Source organism: Thalassospira profundimaris, from assembly GCF_003326675.1.
Classification (GTDB): Bacteria; Pseudomonadota; Alphaproteobacteria; order Rhodospirillales; family Thalassospiraceae; genus Thalassospira; species Thalassospira aquimaris.
In genome coordinates this window covers 163,454-187,774 of record NZ_JPWF01000004.1, presented here as the reverse complement: position 1 = coordinate 187,774, position 24,321 = coordinate 163,454, and the positions used below count along the sequence as shown (strand labels likewise).

Sequence of the window (24,321 nt, the reverse complement as noted above, 5' to 3'; positions counted from 1 at the left end):
ATTTTTGAGGCAAGGTACGAACTGTGTGTTGAAAGCTAATTCAGTTAGTATGCCGGTACATATGCAGACAATGGTTGGGAGGGGAGCTGTGGAGCATGAGAAGGCTACACTATTGCAGTGGTTGGGATTTAAGAACAATTTTGACTTCTCGAAAAATACTGTTCTAGGGGGATTTTTAGGTTTCTTCCTAAGCCTTTTTATTATTGCTCTCGCAATGGTTAGCATCGCTGTGTTGTTAATGATTGTTGTTACAGTTGTTGATAACGGTTTTTTGATTGCAGCGGAGAAGGCTGAGATAATCCGAAATCTTGGGTTGTTACTTGCCGCCACTGTCGGTTTGCCATTTTTGGTGTGGCGCTCAATCGTCGCGCAGAAACAAGTAAATGTGGCGGAACAAGGCCATATAACTGACCGGATTAATGAAGCTGTTAAGGGCCTAGGTGCTGAGAAAGTTACAAAGCAGGTAAAGAGAACACCCCGATACCAAAGTATCAAAGGTGTGTGGAAGCGTGATGAGGACGGCGAGCTTATACCTGCAGTGCGACCGGACGGTGAGCGCATTGAGGACGTAGAAAATTTTGAGGAATCAGTTCCAAACTTGGAAGTGCGACTTGGTAGTATCTATGGTCTAGAACGCATCGCTGTCGACAGCCCGCGAGATCATATTCAGATCATGGAAATTTTATGTGCTTACTTGAGGGAGAACACGCCTGCGGTGTCGACTGTGCCGAGTGACCCAGAGCCAACGCGAAGGCCGAAGGTAAGAATTGACATTCAAGCAGCCATCACTGTGATAGGGCGCCGAACGACCAAGCAAGTTGATATTGAGCGTAAAAGCCGATTTCGTCTAGATCTGAGTAATACTGATTTGTCAGGTGGCGACTTCAGAAACGGTGAGTTTTCTGGCGCAATGTTTCATGGTGCCCGATTGGAAGGTGCTATGTTCGATGCGTCTGATTTGAGTGGGACCCAATTTTACTACGCACTACTGAATTTTGCGAGCTTTGTGCGTGCCAACCTGCAAGGTACACGGTTTGACTACGCAACAATTAACCAGCCGCAAGTCTCTAAATCAGGGTGGGTAGACACAATAAATCTCGGTAAAATATATGGAATTTGTTTAATTGGTGCGGACCTTTCCGCCGTAAGGTTCATCGGGAAAGATGAGGTGCTCAAATGCACATTTGGTTCTTCAGATACGAAGTTGTACTACGCAATGGATAAAAAACGAGCGGAGTTAAAACAGCTTTTGGAACAGTATGAGGATGCTGAGCGTGCTGAAGAAAAAGAAAAATCTGCAGACTTGATACAGAAAATCAGTGGTCATGCTTTCGGAAAGTGGAGTGAATATGAACACAACGATTTCGCTACCCGCTCTGAGTACACAGAATTCATGAAGGCTCTGAACCTTGTTGGCTTTCCCTACTCAAATGGATGAGCCGATTCATAGTTTTCTGCTCGCGATTAAGCTGTAGGCTGTTTGTAGGTTATCGATATCCTCTGGTGAGGTGCTAAAAATACTCGTCTGGGGCAATCGGCTCTCGTAACACAACGTATTAAACTTCGACGTCTCCGAGAAAAGCACCGAGAAGTCGGGATGACTCTGGTTATAAAGTAGGACAAACATGCAGCGATCTTCGGTGCCTTGGATGACCAAAGACCTGTTTCATCCACAAACGTGTGAGTGTTTCGTCGTGGCGTGCTCCATGAAAAAACGCTTTACCCTTAGAGTGCGGGTTGTCGAAACGCGACCCGAAAGATACGGGCCGCGTTTTTGACGATTTTGATTTATGCGGTGGATGGGACTTTTTGCCATCGCATGACAAACAGGTAATCAAGCAGCCAGATCACGATCATGGATGCGCCGACCATCGGATAGATGATGCCGCCAATGGCAAGGATGATGGTGACGACCGTAAGGTTGCGGGTATCACGCGGCATCGGCGGGACACCAAGGGCGCCAGCGGGGCGGCGTTTCCACCACATCACGCCCGCAGATACACACATGAAAATGATCAGGGCACAGATCACCAGCAATAGGATCTGGTTGGCGATGCCAAATTCCTGGCCCATGTGAACATTGATGCCAAATTCCATGATCTTGCCAAAGGGACCGTAATCGTCATATCCCATGTCGATCAGAGATCTTCCGGAATATTGATCAAGGTGAATGACCCGTTGCAGGGACAGGTCATCGGGATAGATCGAGGCAGAATAAACGCCGGTTTCTCCACGCGGAAGCGAGATGGCATAGCCCGGTGTCAGACCCATTTCATCAAAAGTCGAAATCGCACGATCAATGCCAATCGGGCCCGGATTTGCAGTTTGGCCATTCCCGCCATCAACAGATTGCGGCAGCGGGATATTTTCATTGGTCCAGCTTGTTTCACCAAAGGCCTCGATCATCGGGATGGTTGAAAGCGGCACGTCAACCCGCACACCGGACGGATAGCCATTTGGCGTGCCATTGGCAAATTCGTTGGCATATTTGCCCCAGAATACCGACCAGAACATGCCGGTTCCGGCCATGAAGATGATGAAAATGCCAATAAAAATGCCGGTCACCGCATGGGCATCACGCCACCAGCGGCGGCGTTTGGGCGTATCGCGCAGTGTGACAACACCGCCTTTTTGATCACCACGCGGCCACCACAAATAGGTGCCGGTCAGCACAAGCAGGATGGCCCAGCCCGATGCGATTTCAATCAGGTAGTTCGGGATGGTGCCAAACTCGGCCAGACTGTGGATACGCCGAACCACCCACATCAATGTCGTGCGATCAGGCATATAGCCAAGCACTTCCCCGCGATAGGGATCAACATAGACGGCCTGCCGTCCGCCGGCATCGGCGGCAATGACGATCTCGGTGCTGCGCGTTGGATCGGCGGGCGGCAGAACCTTGACCGGATTACCCGGAACGGCAAGAAGGGCCGCGTCGATCTGGGAACTCATGGGAAGGGGGGCGCTGTTTGATGCCTCAACAAATTTAAGGTCGGCGTGATACCAGTCGTCGATTTCATCACGATAAATATAGGCCGCCCCCGTAACCGCCATCAGGATCATGAAGGGCAGGATCAAAAGACCGGCATAGAAATGCCAGCGCCAGACGGCACGATACAGGCTTGTATTCCCCTGATTTTCAGGAGATTGGGAATTCTTGGTCATGTTTCTTGTCCAGATGCGTGCATTCCCGGTCGAAACCTTGTCGACCCGGTAAAGGCACTTGGATTTTCAGGAAAAGCAGACCGGAAAACGTCACGACCCGTTGTTCAGGTCATGTCATTTGCGTTTTCTCAGGCGTGCTTGATCACAGGACAGAAACAGCAGGCGGGGCACGCGGCGACGGCGCAATGGCACAAAAGCCATGCATTGTCGCCGTGATGTGAAGGGCGGTGACAGCGTTGCTAAGTTCAATTGTGGTCAGTTGCGGTAATTCCGGGGTCACCGGAAGGCCAAAGGCATAATTGCCCAAACCGCAAAGCGCACATTCATAGCCGTCGGGCATATCGGCATTTTGGCCCGGTTCATCGGGCAGGCCGTCGGCGCGGACCAGAATGGTTTTGAAGGTGGAGCCGGTACAAATCACAATCGGAATACGGACCACGCCATCCATCATGGAGGCCAGCGACGCCCCGTTGGCCTTGGCCAGCGGAATGTGCATGAAGCCGAACATCAGGCTATTGGCGAGGAAAAAGACGCTGACCAGCGCCAAAAGGCACCGTTTGCAGATCAGACTGATGTGCCAGCAGCGTCGCACGTATCGCGTTCCATCAAGAATTTACCTTGATGCTGTTTATGAGGTTTGAAGGCCGCTGTCAAAGCCTTGCGGGTGATGTGCATTACGGTTGCGACTTGTTGCCCAGAAACTCTTTGGTCTGTTCAATCGCTTCGCGCAGGCCGACACGCTGGACTTCGACATCGTCGGGGAAGGCCCCCAGAAGCCGTGACGGCATACGGTTATCAAGCAGGACAAACACACCGCGATCCTCGGCGCGACGGACAAGGCGGCCAAAGGCCTGCTTCATCCGCAACCGCGTCAGCATGTCGTCATACCGTGCGCCGTGGAATGCCGATTTGCGCGCACGGTGCAGGATGTCGGGGCGCGGCCAGGGCACGCGATCAAACACGATCAGGCGCAAACTGTCACCCGGCACATCCACCCCGTCACGCACCGCATCCGTACCCAGCAGGCAGGCATCACGTTCAACCCGGAAAATGTCGATCAGGGTCGAAACATCCATGCCGTCAATATGTTGGGCCAGCAATTGCAGGCCGGCATCATCCATCGGCCCGGTCAGGCGATCATAAATTGCGCGCAATCGCGAAATCGCGGTGAAAAGGCCAAGCGCGCCGCCACCGGACGCCAAAAACAGTTCGCGATAGGCCGCGGCAATATGGTCCGGGTTATCGCGGCCCAGATCATTGACGATAAAGACACGGGTCTGTTCGCGGTAGTTATAGGGACTTTTCATCGCCGCCCGAACGGCGGGAAGCGGCATATGGGCCGCCCCCGTGCGGTCCTCGGCCACGGCCCAGTCAAATTCTTCGTCCCCGGTGCCATCGCGAAGGGTGGCGGACGTCACCACCATGCCATGCGCGGTCGGGGCCAGCGCCAATGTCAGGGGCAGGGTCGGGTCAAGATAATGGCGGTGCATGCCCACATCAAAATCCCGGCCAAACTGGCGTTCAATGGCAAACCAGTCGACAAAGTTCTTGGGCGTTTCTTCGACCAGAGATGCCAGCATTTCTCGCCATGCGGCGACCTGCATGATCGCACGGCGTTCAAGCGACCGGATGGCGGCATCAAGGCGCTGCCGTTCGGCACTGTCAAGCTCGTCGGCCTTTTCATCAAGCATATGGGCGATGATCTTGATAAGCGACTTGGCCGGTTTTTCCATCGCTTCAAGTGCGCGATCAAGATCGGCGGCACTTGCAAGCACCTCGGTCACGGTTGGTTTGCAATCGGTTTCGATGGAATAACCGCGATCCCCATCGGCGGACCGTGCCATCACCTGTGCCCGCACATGGGCCAAAAAGACCTCTGCCGGGCCCTTGGCATGTTGCGATCCGTCGTGAATACGGCCAAGCCATCCCTGTTCGGGCAGGCATTGGGCGGCAACAATCACGGCATTGACCGCATCACGCAATTCATCGCGATCATGGATCAGGGTTTCAAGCCGCTGCTTCAGGCCACGCGCACGCGATGATCCTTTTTGCTCTGCCCCCAGCAACCAGCGGCGCAATTCCTGCCCTTCCTGTCCGGTCAAGTGGGATGAAAATGCCTTGTCGGCGGCATCAAACAGATGGTGTCCTTCGTCAAAGACGTAGCGGGTCGGCATCGAACTGTCATCAAGCCCGCCCAAGGCGGCCTGCACCATGACAAGGGCGTGGTTGGCCACCACGATCTCGGCCGAACGGGCGCGGCGCACGGTCTTTTCGATAAAGCATTTCGAATAATGCGGGCAGGCGGCATAGATGCATTCGCCGCGCTGATCGGCCAGCGCCCCGGTAAAACGATTGCCCAAAAGTTCGGTCAGCCAGGCGGGGAAATCCCCACCGACCATATCGCCATCGCGGGTGGTCGATGCCCAGCGCGCAATCAGACCCAGCGGGGTGGCCTGATGCGGTTGCTGGGCCAGCGGCCTTTGCGCTTCTTCGAAGTTCAAAAGACAGAAATAGTTTTCGCGCCCCTTGCGCACCACGGCCTTAAGGCGCTTGTCCTTGGGATCGTCATACAGGCGATCCAGTTCCTGATCGATCTGGCGTTGCAGGTTGCGGGTATAGGTCGAAATCCATACCGCCCCGTCATTTTTCTGTGCCCAAAGCGATGCCGGTGCGACATAGCCCAGCGTCTTGCCGGTGCCTGTTCCGGCCTCGGCAAGAACGATATTGGGCGCACCATCATGAAGGCGCGGGCCAAAGGCCGAACAGACGGACGATGCATAATCGGCCTGTTGCGGGCGTTCCTCGGCCCCTTCGCCCAGAAGTTCTTTCAGGCGCTTGCGGGCATCTTTGGGATCAACCGGATAGTTGGCGGGCGGCGGTGGCGGGGCATGTTCGGCCCATTCGCCAAGCTTTTTCCAGACTTTAAGCCCTTCATACACCGCGTAGCGATGCGGGCCATCGCCATCCGCGCCAAGGGCGGCCAGAACCGAAACACCCCACGGCCAATGCCCGCGTGCCATCGGCCATGCAATCGAAAGAGCCGGGCCGCGCTTGTTGCGATGAAGGGTGGCAAGTTCCTGCAAAAGCCGCTTCATGGCTTCTGCAAGGGCCTCGGCCTGACCAATCAGGTCATCGGCGGGCTTTTGCCCGGTGGCAAGCGCAATGCCACGCGGCGTCGGCACGCAAAACTGCGCCGGACGGACAAAGGCAAACAGTTCCAAAAGATCATGGGCGGCAAACGGATCAATTTTCAGCCGCCGCGCACAGGCCGGGGTATGGACCAGAATGGGCCGCGTTGCGCGGGCACGCTTGGCCGCGGCCCCGTGCGGAAGTTCCTCGATCTCGCCATCGGGCGACAGAAACACAGCATGCCGCAATCCAACGACCATAACGGGCGCATTGGGCGGGTTGAAACGCGGCTGGGACTCTTCGGAACGATCATCGAACATTTGGGGCACTATAGGGTCGTGCGTGCGGTGGCGCTACTGGGGAAATTAGATAAAATTTTCAGTTCTTGAGAGAGGCAATCCAGTCAATAATATTCTGCAAGTTAACACCGTGCCCGCTGATAGTTGAGGTGGATAACGCATCATTTATTTTTTCTCGTTTGTTAAAATCCCAATAGTTCTTGTCAGAGTGCTTGAAAATCTCGTGGCACATTGCAATGATTTTTAAAGAGACCTTTATATTGCTTTCTATATCTGAGTTTCCTACTTTGTTTTGGGAAATGTATCTTGTTATTCTAGCTCTTTGAAACTGAAGAGCTCTGATTGTGTTGGCTAGAACTTCCTGAATATATGGAGACTGTTCGTGTTCAGTAGCGTTGGCAAAACGTGAAATTGCTTCATTTGGTAAATCAGGAAAATTGTGAGATCGCACGTTTGTGTATGTCGTATTTTCCGCATGTGAAAGCACGTGTTGTCCCATATTCTCCATCTCTGTTATTAATGTATTTGAGTATTCGATGATTTCTGTTGCAGCTAAAGGCAGAAATGCCCGTGATTTTCTTGCTGCATTCTCAACACTTTTTTCAAAATTCTTCCTCGCAGATCGAGTTTGGATGTTTATGACAGCAACAGTAGCTACAGCAGCTAATAGAGCTAAAAATGCTCCTGCGAGAGTTTGCCAGCCATACAATGTTGCGATTTTTGAGTCCCATTGCTCAATTTTTACATCAAGTTCAGGTAGTATATTCATGGTAAGAACGAAAAATAGCGTGATAATTCCGCCTAGGAAGGCGGACAATGCTGTTTGAAGAACAGACGTAGATTGACGTTTGCGCATTTTTGTCGTTCCTTTTTCTTATGCCAGCGACTGGTTCGCAGAGATAATTCGAACTTTAGCCGATTTTCCCGGTTAGGTTGAACTAGTTCTATGGATTATTTGTAAATGTCTCTGTGAGATACGTGCGCCAATTAAATGAAAAGCACGAACATGATTAGATCTATGCAACATTTCTGGCGCGACGACGCATTGCCGTTTGTCGAGCTTCGGCGTGTGGCGGACGGGCGGGCGGTTTGTTACGAGCGTCACAGCCACGATACCTTTTCCATCGGCACGGTGAATGGTGGTCACAGCACCTATTGGAACCGGGGCAAAACCCATGAAACGCAGGCGGGATCAGTGGTTATTCTGAACCCCGAGGATGTGCATGGCTGCAACCCGGTCGAGGGTGCGGACTGGTGCTATGACATGCTGTTTATTGATCCCGAATGGCTTGTTGATTTGCAGATCGAAATTGATGCCGATGCGGCGGGAAAATTTGCGATGTTTTCCGACACACTCAGCCACAACCCGCATCTTTATGGCGGTCTTTCCGATCTGGCCGATACGCTGATCAATCCCGATATCGATGTGTTGGGCAAGGAAACGGCGATGGTGTCGTTCTTTGGGGATTTGCATGTGCAGCTTAATCTGCGCGGTGATCTTGATGGTGGCATCGGCGCGGTGGCAGATCGCAAGATGATCCGGGTAGGCGATTATATTCGCACCCATTTTGATGAAAATATCAGTCTGGATGATCTGGCCAGACAGGCGGGTTATTCACGGTCCTATCTGGTGCGGGCCTTTAAAAAGACCTTTGGCATGACGCCCTATGCCTATTTGATCAATTGCCGTATTCAGCGCGCCCGTCATGCGCTTAGGCGCGGGGAAAAGATCGTTGATGTCGCCCTTGAAACCGGCTTTGCCGATCAGGCGCATTTCCAGCGCATGTTCAAACGCCTGATGGCAACCACCCCGCGCCAATATGCCCGCGTGCAAGCGGCATAGTGTAAAGAAATTCAAGCATTTTTTGGGAGGGCGGAATGTTAGTTTATTGGTTGCCATTCGGTGTTTCCTTCGCCTTCGCAGGCGCAAGTGTAGTTTTGGGAGTGATTGAACCTGCCGTCGTATCAGGGTGTGCTAAAGCTTCTTGCAATTGGCTAAGGACGTTTGAGTGGGAGACTATGTCTGCCGGATTATTTGGCTTGTCTGGTGGCTTCCTTGTGTTGATAGCAAGCAAGCAACAAATCAATGCGATGCTCAAGTCAACGAAAGAGCAAATGGCTTATCAAGCAAAGATATTGAACGACCAAAAAAAGAGAATTGTGATTGATCGTCTTGATAAGTGCATTGAACTTAGGGAATATTCAAAGTGGTTCGAAAAAGAATTGGAGATTTTATCAGGCAGAATTGTCCATGCCTGTAAAGATAATCAAAAAACCAATCAGGAACGTGGTCGTGCGGTAAAGGAAATTTTGAAAGACTTTGATGAAAAGCCTTTCCGTTTGAGAGTTGTTGCAGCTATGAATGCGATTGAAACTCCAGCGGAAATTCGTAGTTTTAAAGTGGTGTTGCTTGAGGAAATTCGCAGTCTGTTTGATAACACTCTAGCCGTTCACCTCCCAGATACGGACAGGGAAGTGAAGAGTCTTGAGCTGCGGTGTACCCAAGCGATCAGCAGATTGATTGATTCAATAGAGAAAATTTCTGCTTCTACTGAGCAAGAGGAAAGAAAATTAGGTTTGCTTTATGGAGTAGAGTGACATTGTTAACTCTTCTCTCGCAAAATTTAATCAGCCCAAAATCAGATAGATCGCACTTGCCGCCAGCAGGGCCGCCATCACCCGGTTAAAGATACGGATGCGGGCGGGATCGCCCAAAAAGCGCGATAAAAAGGCCCCGGCATAGGCCCAGCAGGCGACAGACGCAAAACAGACGACAAAATAGATCGCGGTAAATTCCCAGATCAGGGTCGGTGCGCCGGACGCGGCATAGGCACCCATCCCGGCGATGGAGGCCAGCCAGGCCTTGGGATTGACCCATTGCATGATGGCCCCGGTAAAGACCGAGGGGCCTTTGCCCGCATCGCCCTTGCCCAATTCGCCATTTGATGAAAACAGCTTCCAGGCCATGAACAGCAAAAAGGCGACACCGGCCCATTGGATGACGGTGGTCAGTTGCGGGAAGGTTTCAAGCAATTGATGCAGGCCAAGCCCGATCAGAAGCAACAGCAAACAGAACCCGGACGTTGCCCCAAATACAAGGCGAAGCGAGGGGCGAAAACCGTATTGCACACCGGAACTCAGCACCAGAATGTTGACTGGTCCGGGCGTGATCGAGGCGGCAAGCGCAAAACTTGCCATGGAAAGATAAAGACTGAGCGTGGCGGTCATTTCCGGGCGTTCCTTGGTCTGGCGCGGCAGTTTCGGGGCAGCCGCGCGTTATGGAGGAACAATGACCAGATTGGGGTGGGAATTATTGAACGATATTGCTCTGACGCGGGCGAAAAGGATCAGCCAAACATCGCGGCCAATGCCGAGGCACCACCGGCAATCATCGCATAGCGCGCCGCCTTGCCGATGGTGACAAGGATCAGAAACGGGATAAAGCGAACGCGCATGACGCCCGCAAACAGGGTCAGCGGATCGCCAATGATCGGAAGCCAGGCGAGCAAAAGCGACCAAAGCCCGTATTTGCCAAACCAGTTCGATGCCCGGTCCAGCGCATCGGGCGACACAGGAAACCAGCGGCGATCCTTAAACCGGTCGATATAAAGACCAAGGCCCCAGTTGATGATCGATCCCAGCACATTGCCAAGCGTCGCAATGGCGACCAGAAGCCAGATCGCATGATCGCCCGCGGCCACCATTGCGCCCAATGTGGCCTCTGAGGTGCCGGGCAGAATGGTGGCGGATGTCAGGGCCGAAAGAAAAAGGGCGAAAAGCACGGGCGATTGTCCGTCCAGTGTTACGACTTGATCGAAAATTTGCGGATATCAAGCGGCTCGGCAAGGACTTCATCCTTGCGATCGGCAAAGGCGCGCAAATACGGCATGGTGAAATGCAGGGCAAGGTCATTTTCCGAGCGCCAGTTTTCATAGGCCATCCACACCGCGGGATCGTCGTTGGATTGATGGATGTCGTAGCTGATGCAGCCTTCCTCGGCGCGGGATGGTTCAACAAGGGTCAAAAGACGTTTGCCAAGTTCTTCTTCCATGCCCGGTTTGGCGCGCGAATAGACAACAAGGGTAAGCTGGCTGGACATTGATGTTTCCTGATTTCAATTTGTTTTCGTTGCCGCGGATCATCGGCAACCGATTGGCATGGGGCAACAGTTAATTGCGTAATGCGGGCGAAAACAAAGAAAAGGCCCGGTGCGGGGTAACACCGGGCCTTGCAACGCCAATCAGCCAACGGGGGGCAGCCGATCAGCAGGGGGGAGCTTTGATCAGGCGATAACCGACGTCACGTCGACATTGCCGCGGGTTGCGTTCGAATACGGGCAGATCTTGTGAGCTTCTTCGACCAGTTTTTCTGCTTCGGCCTTATCAAGACCCGGAAGCGAAATGGTCAGGGTAACAGCAAGGCCAAAACCACCGGCAGAGCGCGGGCCGATGCCGACATCGGCGGTGACAGAAACATCAGCCGGAACTTTCGGGCCGCCCTGCGAGGAGACGAATTTCATTGCACCGATGAAGCAGGCGGAATAGCCCATGGCAAACAGCTGTTCGGGGTTGTTACCTTCGCCACCTGCACCGCCAAGTTCTTTCGGGGTGGTCAATTTGACATCGAGCGAGCCATCAGCCGTTTTGGCGCGACCATCGCGGCCACCGGTTGCAGAAGCTTGGGCAGTGTATTTGACATCTACAGACATGGTTTTCATCCTTTGTTTGAACATGTGTTCGGTCTTGGTGACTACCCGGCTGCGCAAAGCATTATGTTGCATATGTCGCCGGGGGTGGGCAGGCGCAACCGCGCCTACCCGAAAGAGAGTGTGAAAGTTTTGTGATCAGTTCCCGTGAAGGGCGGTGTGCAGGTACTGACCGGCCTGGGCGATCGCGCCTTTGGCAGCCGGAGTATCGGCAAGGGCATTAAGCATCACAAAGTCGTGGATCGTGCCGTTATAGCGGGTGACAGTAACATCAACGCCAGCCTGTGAAAGTTTACGGGCATAGTCTTCGCCTTCGTCGCGCAGAACATCGTTTTCCGCGGTGATGACAAGGGCAGGGGCCTGACCGGCAAGCTGGTCACGGGTTGCGTGGATCGGTGTCACTTTCGGGTCGGTACGATCCGTGCCTTCGGGCAGGTACTGGTTCCAGAACCATTCCATGGCCGGTTTGGTCAACCACGGTCCATTGGCAAAGGTCGTGTAGGAGCCATTGTCAAAGTTCGCATCGGTTACCGGATAGAACAGGACCTGTGCGGTGATCGCCGGGCCTTTGCGTTCCTGTGCCAGAAGCGACACGACTGCGGTCATATTCCCCCCGACACTGTCGCCGGCGATCGCAAGGCGGGTCGGATCGACATTCAGCTGTTCGGCATGTTCGGCCACATATTTGGTGACGGCATAATCCTGTTCGATGGCGACCGGATACCGGTGTTCGGGCGAACGTTCGTAATCAACAAAGACCAGGGCGGCATTGGCACGAACGGCCAGTTCGCGAACCAGACGGTCATGGGTTCCTGTATCCCCCATCACCCAGCCGGCCCCGTGGAAATACACAATCACCGGAAGACGTTCCTGATTGCCCGCAGGGCGGATGATGCGAACATTTGTCTGACCGGTCGGGCCGACGGCAAAGACCGTATCGGTGATATCAACAGCCGGTTTGGCAATTTCGCCAGACTGGGCACCGGCCAGAACATTGCGGGCCTCGTCAGGTGTCAGGGTATAAATCGCCGGGCCACCGGATGCTTCGAGAACGTTGATGAAGTTCCGGGTTGCAGGTTCGAGAACCGGCTCAGCAAAGGCAGCCGAGGATGCAATCGCGGTCGAGATTGCCAGTGCACCAGAAAAAGCAGCAGCGGCAACTTTGGATTTGAATGGGCTCATGGGTCTGTTCCTTTGATGTGGCCCGGTGACCGGGCGGTATGTCGTTTCGTTGAATTATGTATCGCATACAATTAAATCGTGCACGATATAAAAATGGAGATAGCGGCTATGCAATTAAATCGCTTGTTGTTGTATCGCGTGCGATATATTGTTTCTGGCCTTGATTCCAAAAGTCTGCTGGATATCCCGTTTCACCCTGTCGGTCTGAAACGGGAAAAATGCTTTGGAATTAATGGGTTGGATTGGTGATGTGACAGAAATTCGCCACTGGTATTTGACCGGAACCCTGATGCACTATATCTGAAAACAAGTCGTGATGGCCGGTCAAAGACCTGTTGTCACCCCGTAAAGAACAGGATGAACCGATGGAAAACACATCTGAACAAGACTTTTTGCAGCTCGAAAAGTTTCTGTGCTTTTCGGTTTATTCTGCAACTCATGCCTTTAACCGTATCTATAAGCCGCTGCTTGACGAGCTTGGCCTGACCTATCCGCAATATCTGGTGATGGTTACGCTGTGGCAGGAAGATGATCAGTCGGTCAGCAGCATCGGGGAAAAGATGTATCTTGAATCAAGCACACTGACCCCGTTGCTGAAACGCCTTGAAGCCAGTGATCTTGTCATGCGCAGGCGCGATCCCAAGGATGAGCGATCCGTGCGGATCAGCCTGACCGAGGCGGGCAAGAAATTGCGCGAAAAGGCCCGCGAAGTACCGCCCTGCATTCTGGAGGCCACCGGCCTTGATCTTGAAACGGCCAAGCGCCTGAACCATGATTTGCAGGCAATGCGCGATACATTGGCGGCCGGGGCAAAGTAAATCTGGTGACCGGGGTGAATTTGGTGCCCTGTCAGGACAAAAGCAAAAAGGGGGCAGCTGGCGGGCTGTCCCCTTTTTTGTTCAGGCGGCTTTGACCGGTTTGACAAGAACGGCCAGATGGTTGCGCATGGTTGCCAGATGCCGGGCATCGAGCGGGAATTGCAGGATACTGCGCCCGTCCTCGTGGCGGGCAACGCGTGCGCCGATCGGGGTGGCAATTCCATCAATGACAAGTTCGACCATTTCGCCAGCCCGGATATCGACGGCAGGGCTGGTGACCACATGTGCACAGGATACTTCCGAAAGACGCACGTTGATATTTGTCCCTTTAAACGCAATCTGCGCCCGGGCATCTATGTCGTAACTTGTATAGGTATCGTCATTGATGTCAGCGCTTTGAACCGCCGCAAGGAAAGTATCGACCTCGCGGCTAAGCAGGGCGGCTTCGCCAGCGGTGGTGTGGGCAACCGTGTGAACCTCGGTCGCGTTGCCGCTGACATCATGGGCCTGGCCTTGGATGTTCGATACATTGTGCGAAACGCGGGTTGCACTTTCGGAAACAAAGGCGACACTGCGCGCGATTTCCCGGGTGGCGACATTTTGTTCTTCAACGGCACCGGCGATGCCGGTGACATATTCGTCAATACTGTCAATTACGGTGCCAACATCGCCAATGGCCGATGCCGAACGTGCCGCGACTTCCTGAATACGTGCAACCCGGTTGGAGATTTCCTCGGTCGCCTTGGCAGTCTGGTTGGCCAGTGATTTGACTTCACCGGCAACAACCGCAAACCCCTTGCCCATTTCACCGGCACGGGCGGCCTCGATGGTGGCGTTCAGCGACAACATGTTTGTCTGTTGTGCGATGGCGGAAATCAGTTCCACCACCTGACCGATTTCCTGGGCCACAGATTGCAGGTTATGCATTTCTTCGCGCGATGCATTGGAATGACGAACCGCATTGCGCGATACCTCGGTGAAGTTCGCGATGTGCGACGAGATTTCCGCAATTGATGCAACCATTTCCTCGACGGCAGAACCAAGTGCACTGGCGTTGCTCGATGATTCTTCTGCCTCGGAGGCAACCGAAATCGCCAGATCATGGGTCTGACCGGAATTGTCTTTGACGTTGGTCGCACGCGACACCATGTCTTCGGAGCTTTCAAGGATGCGGGCAAAGACCGCCCCGATCGAGGAACCGAACACACTGACCAGATGGTTGCGTTCATTCTGGCGCTGTTTCTGGATGGCTTCGAGCTTTTTCTGTTTTTCCTCAAGATCGCGTGCCCGGATCATGTTGGCCTGGAATACCACCATGGCATCTGCGATCTCGGCGACTTCATCCTTGAAGCGGCTTTTGGGGATTGGTGTTTCAAGCTTGCCATCGGCAAGCGCCCCAAGTGCCGTTGTCAGGTTCTTCATCGGAACAGAAATACTGCGCCCCAGAAGGAATGACAACGCGACGGCCAGAAGGGTTGCTGCACTTGAAAGTACCGCAATCAAAACCTTTCCGCGTTGTTCGTCGGCAAGGGCACTTTCCATTGAATGCATGGTAAAAGCCGATACTTCACGCAGCAGGGCTTCGACTTCATGGTTCAGAACTTCCTGATTGGCATCAACCTCTATGACGGCTGCTTCGAGGGCGGCGGAATCCTGAATACCTGACTGAGCCTGATCAAAGACCTGTGCGATGTGACGCTCGTAATCCAGATGTTGCTGTTCAATACGGTTCAGCGCATCGAGGACGTGTTCGAACTCGGCCCGGGCGGTGTTACTGATATCGGCAGCAAGAAAACGTTCCGCCATATTGCGCGCCATGGTGATTTCTTCATCCGTTTTGTGCGCGACTTCTTCGAAATGTGCGCGAACGGACGCAAAGGTGTCGGTTTTGTCATGGGCATCGATATTGGCGATCCGCAAAGCCTTTTCCATCAGGATGGCTTGTTCAAGCTGATGCTGGGTGATCTTTTCAAGCATGACATTAAGCGGAAGGTCACGGTGCGCGACTTCTTCAAGTTCATTGCCGATGACCGCCATCGTATAGACCCCGATGCCACCAAGAACACCGATGAAAATCACCAAAATTGCAACCAACCCATACAAACGATGAGAGATACGCAGTTTTGCAATCACACTTTTCATGTTCATAGCCCCCGATCAAACTGTCCATATCACAGAAAGACTGTGGTTCACTGATGTGAATTAAACAGGATCAAGGGTACCGCAGGTATCCTCATTTGAGGACTAAAAGGCGTGTCTGTGTTAAGGTGTTGTAATTTGGGGTTGTTTTGGCGCGATTGTCCGGTCGATGTGGTATCGCAGCGCCCAGCCAAGGGCGGTCTTGATCGCGCCTTCGGGCATGGGGTGATCAATCGGCAGGATAATAGCCCGGTTGCCTTCGCAGGTCAGTTGGTCTGACAAAAGGCTTCTTGTTCGATCAATCAGATCGGTTTTGCAGTCAAAAAAGATCATCACCTGATCGGGTGTCTTTGATTTCCAGTCGGCGCGAATGGTGGTTCCGGACCCGGATTTTGGTCGCCATGCCGGTTCGCCCCATTTCAGGCTTTCATCAAGATCACCAACATCCTTCATCCCGGCTGCAAGATCAAACACCCAGTTTCGGATCTGATCAAGCATCTTGCGGGCGGGGAGGGGATAGGTGGCAAGTTTGGCAGGGACGTTTGACTGTGTGACCGGATCGGTCATGACATCATGCCGCCCGTGACATTGTGATAGGTCTGGATCAACAGCCAGACGCCGCAAATCACCATGGTGGTGTGTTGAATGACCATGGCCGGGGCAACAAGGCGTTTGTTCATACGCTGGAACGTGCCGATCACGTGCAATACGCGCGCAGCGATCAAAAGACCGGCGACAACCCAGACCATGTCCGACGTTGCCAGAATGGATTCAACTGCCAAAACCACCAGCGCACATAGCGGGGCATTTTCGATAAAGTTGCCATGCGTGCGGATGCGACGGCGCAAGATGCGGTCATCCCCGTCCCCGATTGCCAGATTCAAGTCGCGCCGACGAAATGAAACGGCAAGGCTCAGCACCGACAACATCAGGGCAAAGATCGCAACGGTCACGGTGGTAACAGGAAGTGGCAACATGGGCATATTCCTTGAATAAGGGCGCAAGGTTGTCGTGGCACAGGTAATTCAACCACCGAACGGTGTTGCTATCAACAAAATGACGACACCCGTGATGGATGTCGTCATTAAGGTTTTTGTGATGAAGGCAGCGTTTCGGCGTTTAGATATTGCGAAGCCGATCCAGGAAGTTTTTGACCTGGGTATCAAGATTGCGGGCCTCTTCGGCCAGTCGGGTTGCGCCGACCTGTACGTTGGATGCCGCTTCGCCGGTTTCCTGCGATGTATTGCGCACGATCCCGATGGACGATGATACCTCGTTTGTGCCCGCGGCTGCCTGCTGAACGTTGCCGGAAATCTCGGCGGTGGCGGCACCCTGCTGCTCGACCGCCGATGCAATGGCGGTGGCGATTTCATTGATGCTTGAAATCGTTTCGGTCACCCGTTCAATTGCGCCCACCGTATTTTGGGTTTCGGACTGGATCGATCCGATTTGCTGGGCAATTTCGTCGGTGGCTTTGGCGGTCTGGTTGGCAAGATTTTTGACTTCTTGCGCGACGACGGCAAATCCTTTGCCTGCTTCGCCTGCACGGGCGGCTTCAATCGTGGCATTCAGGGCCAGAAGGTTGGTCTGGGCGGCGATATCGTTGATCAGGCTGACGACTTCGCCAATGCGCACGGCGGCCTCGGCCAGTCCGGTGATCATGGTGTTGGCCCGCGATGCTTCTTCTACCGCGGTGTTGGAAATATCGGACGATTTTGCCACCTGGGAGCTGATTTCCTGAATAGAGGCCGACAGTTCCTCGGTCGCGGAGGCAACGGTTTGCACATTGGCACTGGCCTCGTCGGCGGCAGCGGCAACGACGACCGCCTGTTCCGAGCCCTGGTCGGCGGCACGGCGCATCTGGCGGGAAACCTTTTCCATGTTTCCGGCACTGTCAGAGACATTATTCACGATCGAACCAACCGATTTCTCGAACTCGTCGGCCATTTGCAGGCGGGTGCGATTGCGTTCTTCGCTTGCGCGTTGTTCGGCTTCGAGCTTTTCGCGTTCGGCCTGTTGCATCCGCGCAGATGCTTCCTTGAAGGATTCAAGTGCCTTGGCGATGGCCCCGATTTCGTCATGGCGTTCCAGATACGGCACCTGTACCGCGAAATTGCCCTTTTGCAGATGATCAATCACCCCGGCAACCGACGTCATCGGACGGCGCACCATGGCATTGGTGGCAAGCAGCACAACTGCAATCACAATCACAAGCAGGATAACGCCGCCAATCAGTGTGGTGTTGCGCAGATCATTGGCCGGGGCAAACACGGTTGCCAGCGGCACATTAACGACCACGCCCCACTGATTGGGGTATCCGGCAATCTCGACCGGGACAATCATATGCATTGTTGTATCGTCATCAACACGGCGCGGTTCGCCACTTTTCATGGTTTCAAGAATGGCCGCCTGAACCGGATTGCCGGAATCAAGTTTGGTGCCGCGAACATCGGGATTTTCGTGGGCAACCCATGTGCCTTGTGCCGAGACAAGGTTGACCGTGCCGGTGCCAAACGGGGTCAGTTGGGCAAAGCGTTCAGACAGGGCATTCAGTTCAAGATCAACCCCCAGAACACCCAGGAATTTGCCCGACTTGTCCTGAACCGGATAGACAAACGAGGTCAGAACAACATCGCGTCCCTGAATGTCATAGGTAATGGCATCGGTGACATAGGGTTTATTGGTGTCGCGCGGGGTGGTGTAATACTCATTGACCTCTGGGTTATCAAGACCGGTCAGGTGATAGGGAATAATGCCTTCGCCGAAATTGTAATAGTAGGTGACATACTGGCCGGTGCCGTCGCCAAACGGTTCGCCTTCGGATTTGTAATCGGCATCCTTGCCATCAAGGGCGTTGGGCTCGAACCCCGACCAGGCGCCTGCCAATGACGGGTTATCGACCAGCGTACGGTTGAGGATTTCGTTATAGGCCGCGCGATCCGCCCCCTTTTGTTCGCGGACGGCACGAAATGCCCCGGCCAGATTTTTGGCAACCGCCATCCCGCTGTTCAAAACGCGTCCGGCCTGTTCTGCGTGATGTCTGGCAACGCCGCGGGCTTCGCCGACGGTCAGTTGTTCGGTTGTGTTGGAGGTCTGAATGGTTTGCAGGGAAATGCCGCCAATCAGGCAGATTGCAATGGCAAAGGCGCTGACAAGCGTAAGCTTGGCGCCAAGCGACAGGGTAGAGAAATTCATTCAGCCGTCCTTCCGACCTATGCTTTGGGGTATATAGCGCATATGGCTATACCAACCGCCAATTCAATAACTTGCATGTAACATTACAAATAGGACGCGTCCGGTTACCTAACCGGAAGTAATAGGACGGATAGTATCGGGGATGGCGCTATATTAGCATCAGACGGATTTGTGAAATTTTGCAGCGCTATCCTTGCGTACAAAAATTTCATCCGCCGGGACGGGTTTGCTAAACAGGAAGCCCTGCAATTCCATGCCATCGATATTGCGAAGATAGGCGTGCTGTTGACGCGTTTCGACACCTTCGGCGGTAACTTGCAAGCCAAGTGATCCGGCCATGGCAAGCATGGCATCAACCAAGGCGACATCGTCGCTGTTATCGGGAATGCCCTTAATGAAGGCCCGGTCGATCTTAAGCCGCTTGATCGGCAGGCTTTTGATAGATCGCAGGCACGAATAGCCGGTGCCAAAATCATCAATGGTCAGCGATACGCCAACTTCGCGCAGATCATGCAGGGTCTGGATCATGGCATCCTCGTCCTGGATCATGCTTTCGGTGACTTCAAGTTCAAGGAATTCTGCCGGAAGGCCCGACAGGGCCAGTTCGTGCTGAACCGTATCGGCAAAGCCCGATGATTGCATTTGCCGCGCCGACACATTGACGGCAACGCGGATCTTTTCGCCAAATTCGTCCTGCCATGTGCGGGCTTGTGTGCAGGCCTCGCGGATGACCCAGTTGCCGATTTCAACGATCAGGCCGCTTTGCTCGGCAATCGGGATGATTTCCATCGGTCCCAGCAAGCCGTGTTTGGGATGGTTCCAGCGTAAAAGGGCCTCGACCCCGATCATCTGTTCGGTTTTGGCATCTATTTGCGGCTGGTAATGCAAGACCAGTTCATTGTTTTCAAGGCCGCGACGCAGTTCAAGCGACCGGGTCATGTAGTGGGTGGCGTTCTCGGTCATTTCTGACTCATAGAACGCATAGGTCCGCCTGCCGCGATCCTTGGCGGCATACATGGCGGTATCGGCCAGCCGGATCAGATCCTGTGGCGAAGATGCGTGATTGGGATAAAGCGAGATGCCGATACTTGCCGACAGGGTCATTTCATGGCCGACAATGTAAAATGGCCGTTCAAGTTCCTGAATGATCTTGTTGGCAAGGCTTGCAGCGGCGGTTTCGCTTTGCATGTTTTCGCGAATGATCAGGAATTCATCCCCGCCCAAACGCGAAATGGTGTCGGTGCGATCCGTTACGGCCTTGATCCGCGTCGAGGCAATCAGGATGACCTGATCCCCCGCCGCATGACCAAGGGTGTCATTGATGTTCTTGAAATCATCAATATCCAGAAACAGACAAGCAACAATGGAGCCACGCGGTTCGCACCGTTCAATCGCGCGGTTAAGGCGGTCGGTCGCCAAAAGCCGGTTGGGCAGGCTGGTCAGGCCGTCATATTGGGCAAGATAATGCAATTCCTGCTCGGCCTGGCGGATGGCCGTGCGGTCAGAAACAATTGCCACATAGTGGGTCAGCAAGCCGTTATCGTCCTCGACCCCGATGATCTGGGTCGACAGGGAAATCGGGCTTCCCTGGGCGCTGTTGCAATCGATATCCTTGTGCCAGTGGCGGTGGTTATGCAGCACCTGATACATTTCCCGATATTGTTCGGATGCCAGTTCTTCGGGGGCCAGGAAATAGGGCGGATGTTGCAGGGTGCTTTGCGGCATGGTGCCGGTGATCCGGTAATAGGCCTTGTTGGCATTGGTGATCTTAAGGTTCGGATCAAGAATAAGAATGCCGTCCTGGGTGGTCTCGTAGACCGCCATGGCTTCGCGCAGTTTGTCCTGGGTGTGGCGTTGATCGGTGATGTCCTGGGTCATGCCGATGATGCGCATGGTGGCATTGCGGTCGCCGGGGAACAGTTTGCCCCGCGCGCGCAGCCACCGATATCCGCGTTCTTCATCGATGGTGCGAAACACAATGTCGTAAAATTCGCCGTTATGAATGGCGTATGTAAAGGCCTTGCGCACCATTGCCCGGTCTTCGGGGGCAACGCGTTCAAGGAAATCGTCCCAGCTTTCCGTGACGGTTTCGGTTTCCTGCAGATGGCTGAAGCTGCCCAAACCGGTGCGCTGCATCTGGCGGGTGGCAACATCGATTTCCCAGCAGCTCATTTGTGCTGCTGTCATGGCAAGTGACAGGCGTTGCTGGGTGTCGCGTAATGCCAGTTCGGCAATCCGGCGTTCAAGTGCCATCTGGATGGTGGCGTGCAGTTCGCGTTCGGAAAACGGTTTGATCAGGAAGCCGTATGGACGGGTCTTTTGCGCACGCGCAAGGGTGGCGTCCTCGGAATGCGCCGACAGATAAATCACCGGAATCATCAGATGCGGCGGAATTCCAGCCGCGGTTTCAATACCGTCAATGTCGCCATCAATGCGGATATCCATCAAAATGATGTCTGGCGGGTCACGTTCGATGGCCTTCAGCGCATCATATCCTGCTGTATGAACGCTGGTCCGTTCATATCCCAGACGTTCGAGTTGTTTGCGCAGATGCAAGGCAATGATGCGCTCATCCTCGACAATCATGATGTGAACCGGATGAAGCATCCCTGTCAGTTCCCCAAAGTGAATTTGATGATGAACGAGGTATCTTCCGAGGTGTCGATGATCAGGCTGCCGCCGATCTGATCGACCAGCAATTCAATCAGTTGCAGGCCAAGGCCATTATTGCCTGACATTTTAAAATCTTCGGGCATGCCGCGCCCGGTATCCGAAACGCGAAGTTCAACGCTGTTATTGTCGGTCATGCGGGTTGAAACCCGGACCTCGCCACCGTGACCATTTGGGAAAGCGTGCTTAAGGGCGTTTGAAATCAGCTCGTTGGCAATCAGCCCGCATGGCACGGCCTGATCAATGGCAAGTTCGACCTCGGCCAGATCGGTGACGACCTTGATACGTTCGATATCGACATTATAGGCGGCAAACAGCGACGAAATCAGGCCTTCGCAGAAATTGGCGAAATTGACCTTGGCGATATCTTCGCTTTGATAAAGTGACTGGTGGATTTGCGCCATCGACCGGACACGGTTGCAACTGTCAATCAGGGCGTCACGTGCCTGCCGGTCTTCGACCGAGGCGGTTTGCATATCCAGAAGACTGTGGACAATCTGAAGGTTGTTTTTGACCCGGTGATGGACCTCGGAAAGCAGGGTTTCCTTTTCGCGCAAGGACCGGGCGATCTGTTGTTCACGGTGCTTGCGTTCGGAAATATCGGAAATTGCGGCAAGGATTTGATGACGATCCCCGCTTGATATCGGGTTGAGGCCGATTTCCACGGGAAACTCGCTGCCATCCTTGCGCAAGGCAAACAAATCGCGTCCCGGCCCCATCGGGCGGGGGTTGGGATTTTGCGAAAATGATCCGCGTAAACCGGGATGACCTTTGCGGAACCGTTCGGGAACCAGCATTTCAATCGGTTGACCCAGCAATTCGGACCGGGCATAGCCAAAAATGATCTCTGTCTGGGCATTGACCATTTCCATCAGGCCGCTGGCACTGATCAGGATCATGGCGTTTGGCGCATATTCGACCACGCGCTCGAACCTTTGGTCGGCGCTATCTGACGGAATATCGTCCATTGCTGACTGTGTCATATGGTCATGTGGCACCAATTGGTGGCCCTCATTGCAAAGTGATTACAATTCTTTAGCTGCGATTATGTGCCTATCTGCTCGTATGATTTTTGATCAATTCTTATCTCCGCGCTTTGTTGCGGATTTGCCTGATGAATTTCATCAGAAGAATTGCATGCATGCTGGTTTTGGATATCTGATTGATGTTAGGGGAATTCAACTACACTTTGGGGTAGGCGGCGGTTTACGGGCCACTTTTGTGTCACACGAGAAAAACAGGCTGTGATTTTAAGCATGGATACCGGGATTATTTGGCAGCCATGCGCAACAGATGCTTGATCTTGAGCGGTGGTGAGGTATAGCTTCGCGCACGCACGCGATCCGGGTGATCCTGCGATGACAAGATTTCCAAGTGAATTCAACGATCCAACTGAAAAACAAGGTTTCAAAAATGACAGCCGATCTTCGAGATGCCGCACTTAACAGCAACGTCTGGGCTTTTCAGGAAGCCAGCAAGCTGGTCAAGCGGTATAAACAGAAGGCGCCTGAAAAGGGCTATGTCCTTTTTGAAACCGGTTATGGCCCGTCGGGTTTGCCCCATATCGGGACCTTTGGCGAAGTTGCGCGCACGACCTATGTCCGTCGCGCCTTTGAAACCATGTGCGATATCCCGACCAAGCTTTTCTGCTTCTCGGACGATATGGATGGTCTGCGCAAGGTTCCGGACAATATCCCGAACAAGGAAATGGTTGCCGAACATCTTGGCAAGGCCCTGACCAGCGTTCCGGACCCGTTTGGCACCCATGAAAGCTTTGCGCATCATAACAATGCCAAGCTGCGCGAGTTCCTTGACAGCTTCGGGTTCGAGTACGAGTTCAAATCTTCGACCGAATGCTATCGTTCGGGCATGTTTGATGCGGCCCTTCTGCGTCTTCTCGAACGTTATGATGCGATCCAGAAAATCATGCTGCCGACCCTTGGCGAAGAACGCCGCGCGACCTATAGCCCGTTCATGCCGGTCGAGCCGGAAACCAACAAGGTTCTGATGGCGAAAGTCACCGAGCTGAATGTTGAAGCCGGCACCATCGTTTACGAACACCCGGAAACCGGCAAGCTGGTCGAAACCCCGGTTACGGGCGGTGCTTGCAAGCTTCAGTGGAAGCCGGACTGGGCGATGCGCTGGTATGCGCTGGGCGTTGATTATGAAATGGCTGGCAAGGACCTTATTCCGTCGACCGAGCTTGGCAACAAGATCGTCCGTGCGCTTGGCGGCACCCCGCCGGAAGGTTTCAACTACGAGCTGTTCCTTGACGAGAACGCACAGAAGATTTCCAAGTCCAAAGGCAACGGTCTTTCGATGGAAGACTGGCTGAAATATGCGCCGGAAGACAGCCTGTCGCTGTTTATGTTCCAGAAGCCGAAAACCGCAAAACGTCTGTATTTCGATGTCATCCCGAAAACCGTGGATGAATATCTGACCTTTGCCGAAAAGCTGAAAACCGAAACCGATCCGGAAAAAATCCTTCAGAACCCGGCCTGGCACATCCATGCCGGTACGGCACCGGATCGCGAAATTCCGCTGTCGTTCGGGATTTTGCTGAATCTGGTTTCGGTTTGTAATACCGATGATCGTGATCTTCTGTGGAAGTTCATTTCGCGTTATGCGACCGGTGCGACCCCGCAAAGCGCGCCGTATCTCGATAAGCTGGTCGGTTATGCGATCAACTATTATCGCGACTTCGTCAAGCCGACCAAAAAATACCGTGCCGCAACCGAAACCGAGCAGGCCGCCCTGCGTGATCTGCGTGATGCACTTGCCAAGGTTGCCCCGGGCACCGATCCGTCCGACATCCAGACCGAAGTTTTCACCGTGGGCAAAAACCACAATTACGAGAACCTGCGCGACTGGTTCAAAACGCTTTATGAAATCCTGCTGGGTCAGGAACAGGGCCCGCGCATGGGCTCCTTCATTGCGCTCTATGGCATTGAAGAAAGCGTTGCGCTGATCGACCGTGCATTGGCCGGTGAAGATCTGAGCGCCTGATATCAGGTCCATC

General features: G+C 53.6%; 20 protein-coding genes. 5 read left to right on the top strand and 15 right to left on the bottom strand.

What is annotated here, in order from left to right; all coding sequences use genetic code 11:
- Window positions 1-88: 88 nt before the first annotated feature.
- The gene (locus tag TH19_RS07455; RefSeq protein ID WP_181846350.1) at window positions 89-1,438 is read left to right on the top strand and encodes a pentapeptide repeat-containing protein; all 1,350 of its coding nucleotides are present in this window, start codon (window positions 89-91) and stop codon (window positions 1,436-1,438) included.
- 350 nt (window positions 1,439-1,788) lie between these two features.
- Here TH19_RS07455 and TH19_RS07450 read toward each other — a convergent pair whose 3' ends face one another.
- The 4 genes from TH19_RS07450 to TH19_RS07435 all read right to left on the bottom strand — a co-directional run bounded on the left by TH19_RS07450 (window position 1,789) and on the right by TH19_RS07435 (window position 7,449).
- Window positions 1,789-3,165: a PepSY-associated TM helix domain-containing protein gene (locus TH19_RS07450; RefSeq protein ID WP_114101713.1), complete on the bottom strand. Its 1,377-nt coding sequence runs from the start codon at window positions 3,163-3,165 to the stop codon at window positions 1,789-1,791.
- Window positions 3,166-3,307: 142 nt separating this feature from the next.
- Window positions 3,308-3,757, bottom strand: coding sequence for a DUF2946 domain-containing protein (locus TH19_RS07445; protein ID WP_147250729.1), 450 nt, complete (start codon window positions 3,755-3,757; stop codon window positions 3,308-3,310).
- Between the two features lie 82 nt (window positions 3,758-3,839).
- Window positions 3,840-6,614: an ATP-dependent DNA helicase gene (locus tag TH19_RS07440; RefSeq protein ID WP_114101868.1), complete on the bottom strand. Its 2,775-nt coding sequence runs from the start codon at window positions 6,612-6,614 to the stop codon at window positions 3,840-3,842.
- 58 nt (window positions 6,615-6,672) lie between these two features.
- Window positions 6,673-7,449: a hypothetical protein gene (locus TH19_RS07435; RefSeq protein WP_147250728.1), complete on the bottom strand. Its 777-nt coding sequence runs from the start codon at window positions 7,447-7,449 to the stop codon at window positions 6,673-6,675.
- Between the two features lie 162 nt (window positions 7,450-7,611).
- Between TH19_RS07435 and TH19_RS07430 the strand changes: the two genes are divergently transcribed.
- A complete protein-coding gene (locus TH19_RS07430; RefSeq protein WP_258547859.1) occupies window positions 7,612-8,436 on the top strand; it encodes an AraC family transcriptional regulator in 825 nt (274 codons plus the stop codon).
- Window positions 8,437-8,471: 35 nt separating this feature from the next.
- A complete protein-coding gene (locus TH19_RS07425; protein WP_114101710.1) occupies window positions 8,472-9,191 on the top strand; it encodes a hypothetical protein in 720 nt (239 codons plus the stop codon).
- A gap of 30 nt (window positions 9,192-9,221) precedes the next feature.
- On the opposite strand, the gene TH19_RS07420 is transcribed toward TH19_RS07425, so the two are convergent.
- The 5 genes from TH19_RS07420 to TH19_RS07400 all read right to left on the bottom strand — a co-directional run bounded on the left by TH19_RS07420 (window position 9,222) and on the right by TH19_RS07400 (window position 12,480).
- Window positions 9,222-9,821 (bottom strand): LysE family translocator, encoded by a 600-nt coding sequence (locus TH19_RS07420; RefSeq protein WP_114101709.1) that lies wholly within the window; start codon window positions 9,819-9,821, stop codon window positions 9,222-9,224.
- Window positions 9,822-9,940: 119 nt separating this feature from the next.
- Window positions 9,941-10,375, bottom strand: a complete 435-nt coding sequence (locus TH19_RS07415) for a YqaA family protein (RefSeq protein WP_114101708.1) — start codon at window positions 10,373-10,375, stop codon at window positions 9,941-9,943.
- Between the two features lie 20 nt (window positions 10,376-10,395).
- On the bottom strand, window positions 10,396-10,692 hold the full coding sequence (locus TH19_RS07410; RefSeq protein WP_114101707.1) for a putative quinol monooxygenase: 297 nt from the start codon (window positions 10,690-10,692) through the stop codon (window positions 10,396-10,398).
- 183 nt (window positions 10,693-10,875) lie between these two features.
- On the bottom strand, window positions 10,876-11,301 hold the full coding sequence (locus TH19_RS07405; protein ID WP_114101866.1) for an organic hydroperoxide resistance protein: 426 nt from the start codon (window positions 11,299-11,301) through the stop codon (window positions 10,876-10,878).
- A gap of 135 nt (window positions 11,302-11,436) precedes the next feature.
- Window positions 11,437-12,480: an alpha/beta hydrolase gene (locus TH19_RS07400; protein WP_114101706.1), complete on the bottom strand. Its 1,044-nt coding sequence runs from the start codon at window positions 12,478-12,480 to the stop codon at window positions 11,437-11,439.
- A 365-nt stretch (window positions 12,481-12,845) separates the two neighbouring features.
- Here TH19_RS07400 and TH19_RS07395 point away from each other — a divergent pair, with 365 nt between their 5' ends.
- A complete protein-coding gene (locus TH19_RS07395) occupies window positions 12,846-13,298 on the top strand; it encodes a MarR family winged helix-turn-helix transcriptional regulator (protein WP_114101865.1) in 453 nt (150 codons plus the stop codon).
- An 81-nt stretch (window positions 13,299-13,379) separates the two neighbouring features.
- Here the strand turns inward: TH19_RS07395 and TH19_RS07390 are convergent, their stop codons facing one another.
- From TH19_RS07390 to TH19_RS07365, 6 genes are all read right to left on the bottom strand, one after another.
- Window positions 13,380-15,440 carry a methyl-accepting chemotaxis protein gene (locus tag TH19_RS07390; protein WP_181846349.1) on the bottom strand — a complete coding sequence of 687 codons (2,061 nt, stop codon included), beginning with the start codon at window positions 15,438-15,440 and terminating at the stop codon, window positions 13,380-13,382.
- A gap of 120 nt (window positions 15,441-15,560) precedes the next feature.
- Complete coding sequence (locus TH19_RS07385) at window positions 15,561-16,004, bottom strand: DUF1801 domain-containing protein (protein WP_181846348.1); 444 nt, start codon at window positions 16,002-16,004, stop codon at window positions 15,561-15,563.
- A complete protein-coding gene (locus tag TH19_RS07380; protein ID WP_114101704.1) occupies window positions 16,001-16,414 on the bottom strand; it encodes an MAPEG family protein in 414 nt (137 codons plus the stop codon). The genes TH19_RS07385 and TH19_RS07380 overlap by 4 nt, the downstream gene beginning before the upstream one ends.
- Before the next feature lie 142 nt (window positions 16,415-16,556).
- Complete coding sequence (locus TH19_RS07375) at window positions 16,557-18,632, bottom strand: methyl-accepting chemotaxis protein (RefSeq protein ID WP_114101703.1); 2,076 nt, start codon at window positions 18,630-18,632, stop codon at window positions 16,557-16,559.
- A 159-nt stretch (window positions 18,633-18,791) separates the two neighbouring features.
- On the bottom strand, window positions 18,792-21,239 hold the full coding sequence (locus tag TH19_RS07370) for a two-component system response regulator (RefSeq protein WP_114101702.1): 2,448 nt from the start codon (window positions 21,237-21,239) through the stop codon (window positions 18,792-18,794).
- A 5-nt stretch (window positions 21,240-21,244) separates the two neighbouring features.
- Entirely contained in the window at window positions 21,245-22,285 is a 1,041-nt protein-coding gene (locus TH19_RS07365) for a sensor histidine kinase (protein WP_114101701.1), read from the bottom strand.
- Window positions 22,286-22,715: 430 nt separating this feature from the next.
- On the opposite strand from TH19_RS07365, the gene TH19_RS07360 reads away from it, so the two are divergent.
- Window positions 22,716-24,308: a lysine--tRNA ligase gene (locus TH19_RS07360; protein ID WP_114101864.1), complete on the top strand. Its 1,593-nt coding sequence runs from the start codon at window positions 22,716-22,718 to the stop codon at window positions 24,306-24,308.
- The last annotated feature ends 13 nt before the right edge of the window (window positions 24,309-24,321 follow it).

Bases quoted from the DNA above. Each gene is read 5' to 3' on its own strand.
- TH19_RS07450 (WP_114101713.1), bottom strand. From the start codon at position 3,165: ATGACCAAGAATTCCCAATCTCCTGAAAATCAGGGGAATACAAGCCTG.
- TH19_RS07440 (WP_114101868.1), bottom strand. From the start codon at position 6,614: ATGTTCGATGATCGTTCCGAAGAGTCCCAGCCGCGTTTCAACCCGCCC.
- TH19_RS07435 (WP_147250728.1), bottom strand. From the start codon at position 7,449: ATGCGCAAACGTCAATCTACGTCTGTTCTTCAAACAGCATTGTCCGCC.
- TH19_RS07430 (WP_258547859.1), top strand. From the start codon at position 7,612: ATGCAACATTTCTGGCGCGACGACGCATTGCCGTTTGTCGAGCTTCGG.
- TH19_RS07425 (WP_114101710.1), top strand. From the start codon at position 8,472: ATGTTAGTTTATTGGTTGCCATTCGGTGTTTCCTTCGCCTTCGCAGGC.
- TH19_RS07420 (WP_114101709.1), bottom strand. From the start codon at position 9,821: ATGACCGCCACGCTCAGTCTTTATCTTTCCATGGCAAGTTTTGCGCTT.
- TH19_RS07410 (WP_114101707.1), bottom strand. From the start codon at position 10,692: ATGTCCAGCCAGCTTACCCTTGTTGTCTATTCGCGCGCCAAACCGGGC.
- TH19_RS07405 (WP_114101866.1), bottom strand. From the start codon at position 11,301: ATGTCTGTAGATGTCAAATACACTGCCCAAGCTTCTGCAACCGGTGGC.
- TH19_RS07400 (WP_114101706.1), bottom strand. From the start codon at position 12,480: ATGAGCCCATTCAAATCCAAAGTTGCCGCTGCTGCTTTTTCTGGTGCA.
- TH19_RS07395 (WP_114101865.1), top strand. From the start codon at position 12,846: ATGGAAAACACATCTGAACAAGACTTTTTGCAGCTCGAAAAGTTTCTG.
- TH19_RS07390 (WP_181846349.1), bottom strand. From the start codon at position 15,440: ATGAAAAGTGTGATTGCAAAACTGCGTATCTCTCATCGTTTGTATGGG.
- TH19_RS07385 (WP_181846348.1), bottom strand. From the start codon at position 16,004: ATGACCGATCCGGTCACACAGTCAAACGTCCCTGCCAAACTTGCCACC.
- TH19_RS07380 (WP_114101704.1), bottom strand. From the start codon at position 16,414: ATGTTGCCACTTCCTGTTACCACCGTGACCGTTGCGATCTTTGCCCTG.
- TH19_RS07375 (WP_114101703.1), bottom strand. From the start codon at position 18,632: ATGAATTTCTCTACCCTGTCGCTTGGCGCCAAGCTTACGCTTGTCAGC.
- TH19_RS07370 (WP_114101702.1), bottom strand. From the start codon at position 21,239: ATGCTTCATCCGGTTCACATCATGATTGTCGAGGATGAGCGCATCATT.
- TH19_RS07365 (WP_114101701.1), bottom strand. From the start codon at position 22,285: ATGACACAGTCAGCAATGGACGATATTCCGTCAGATAGCGCCGACCAA.
- TH19_RS07360 (WP_114101864.1), top strand. From the start codon at position 22,716: ATGACAGCCGATCTTCGAGATGCCGCACTTAACAGCAACGTCTGGGCT.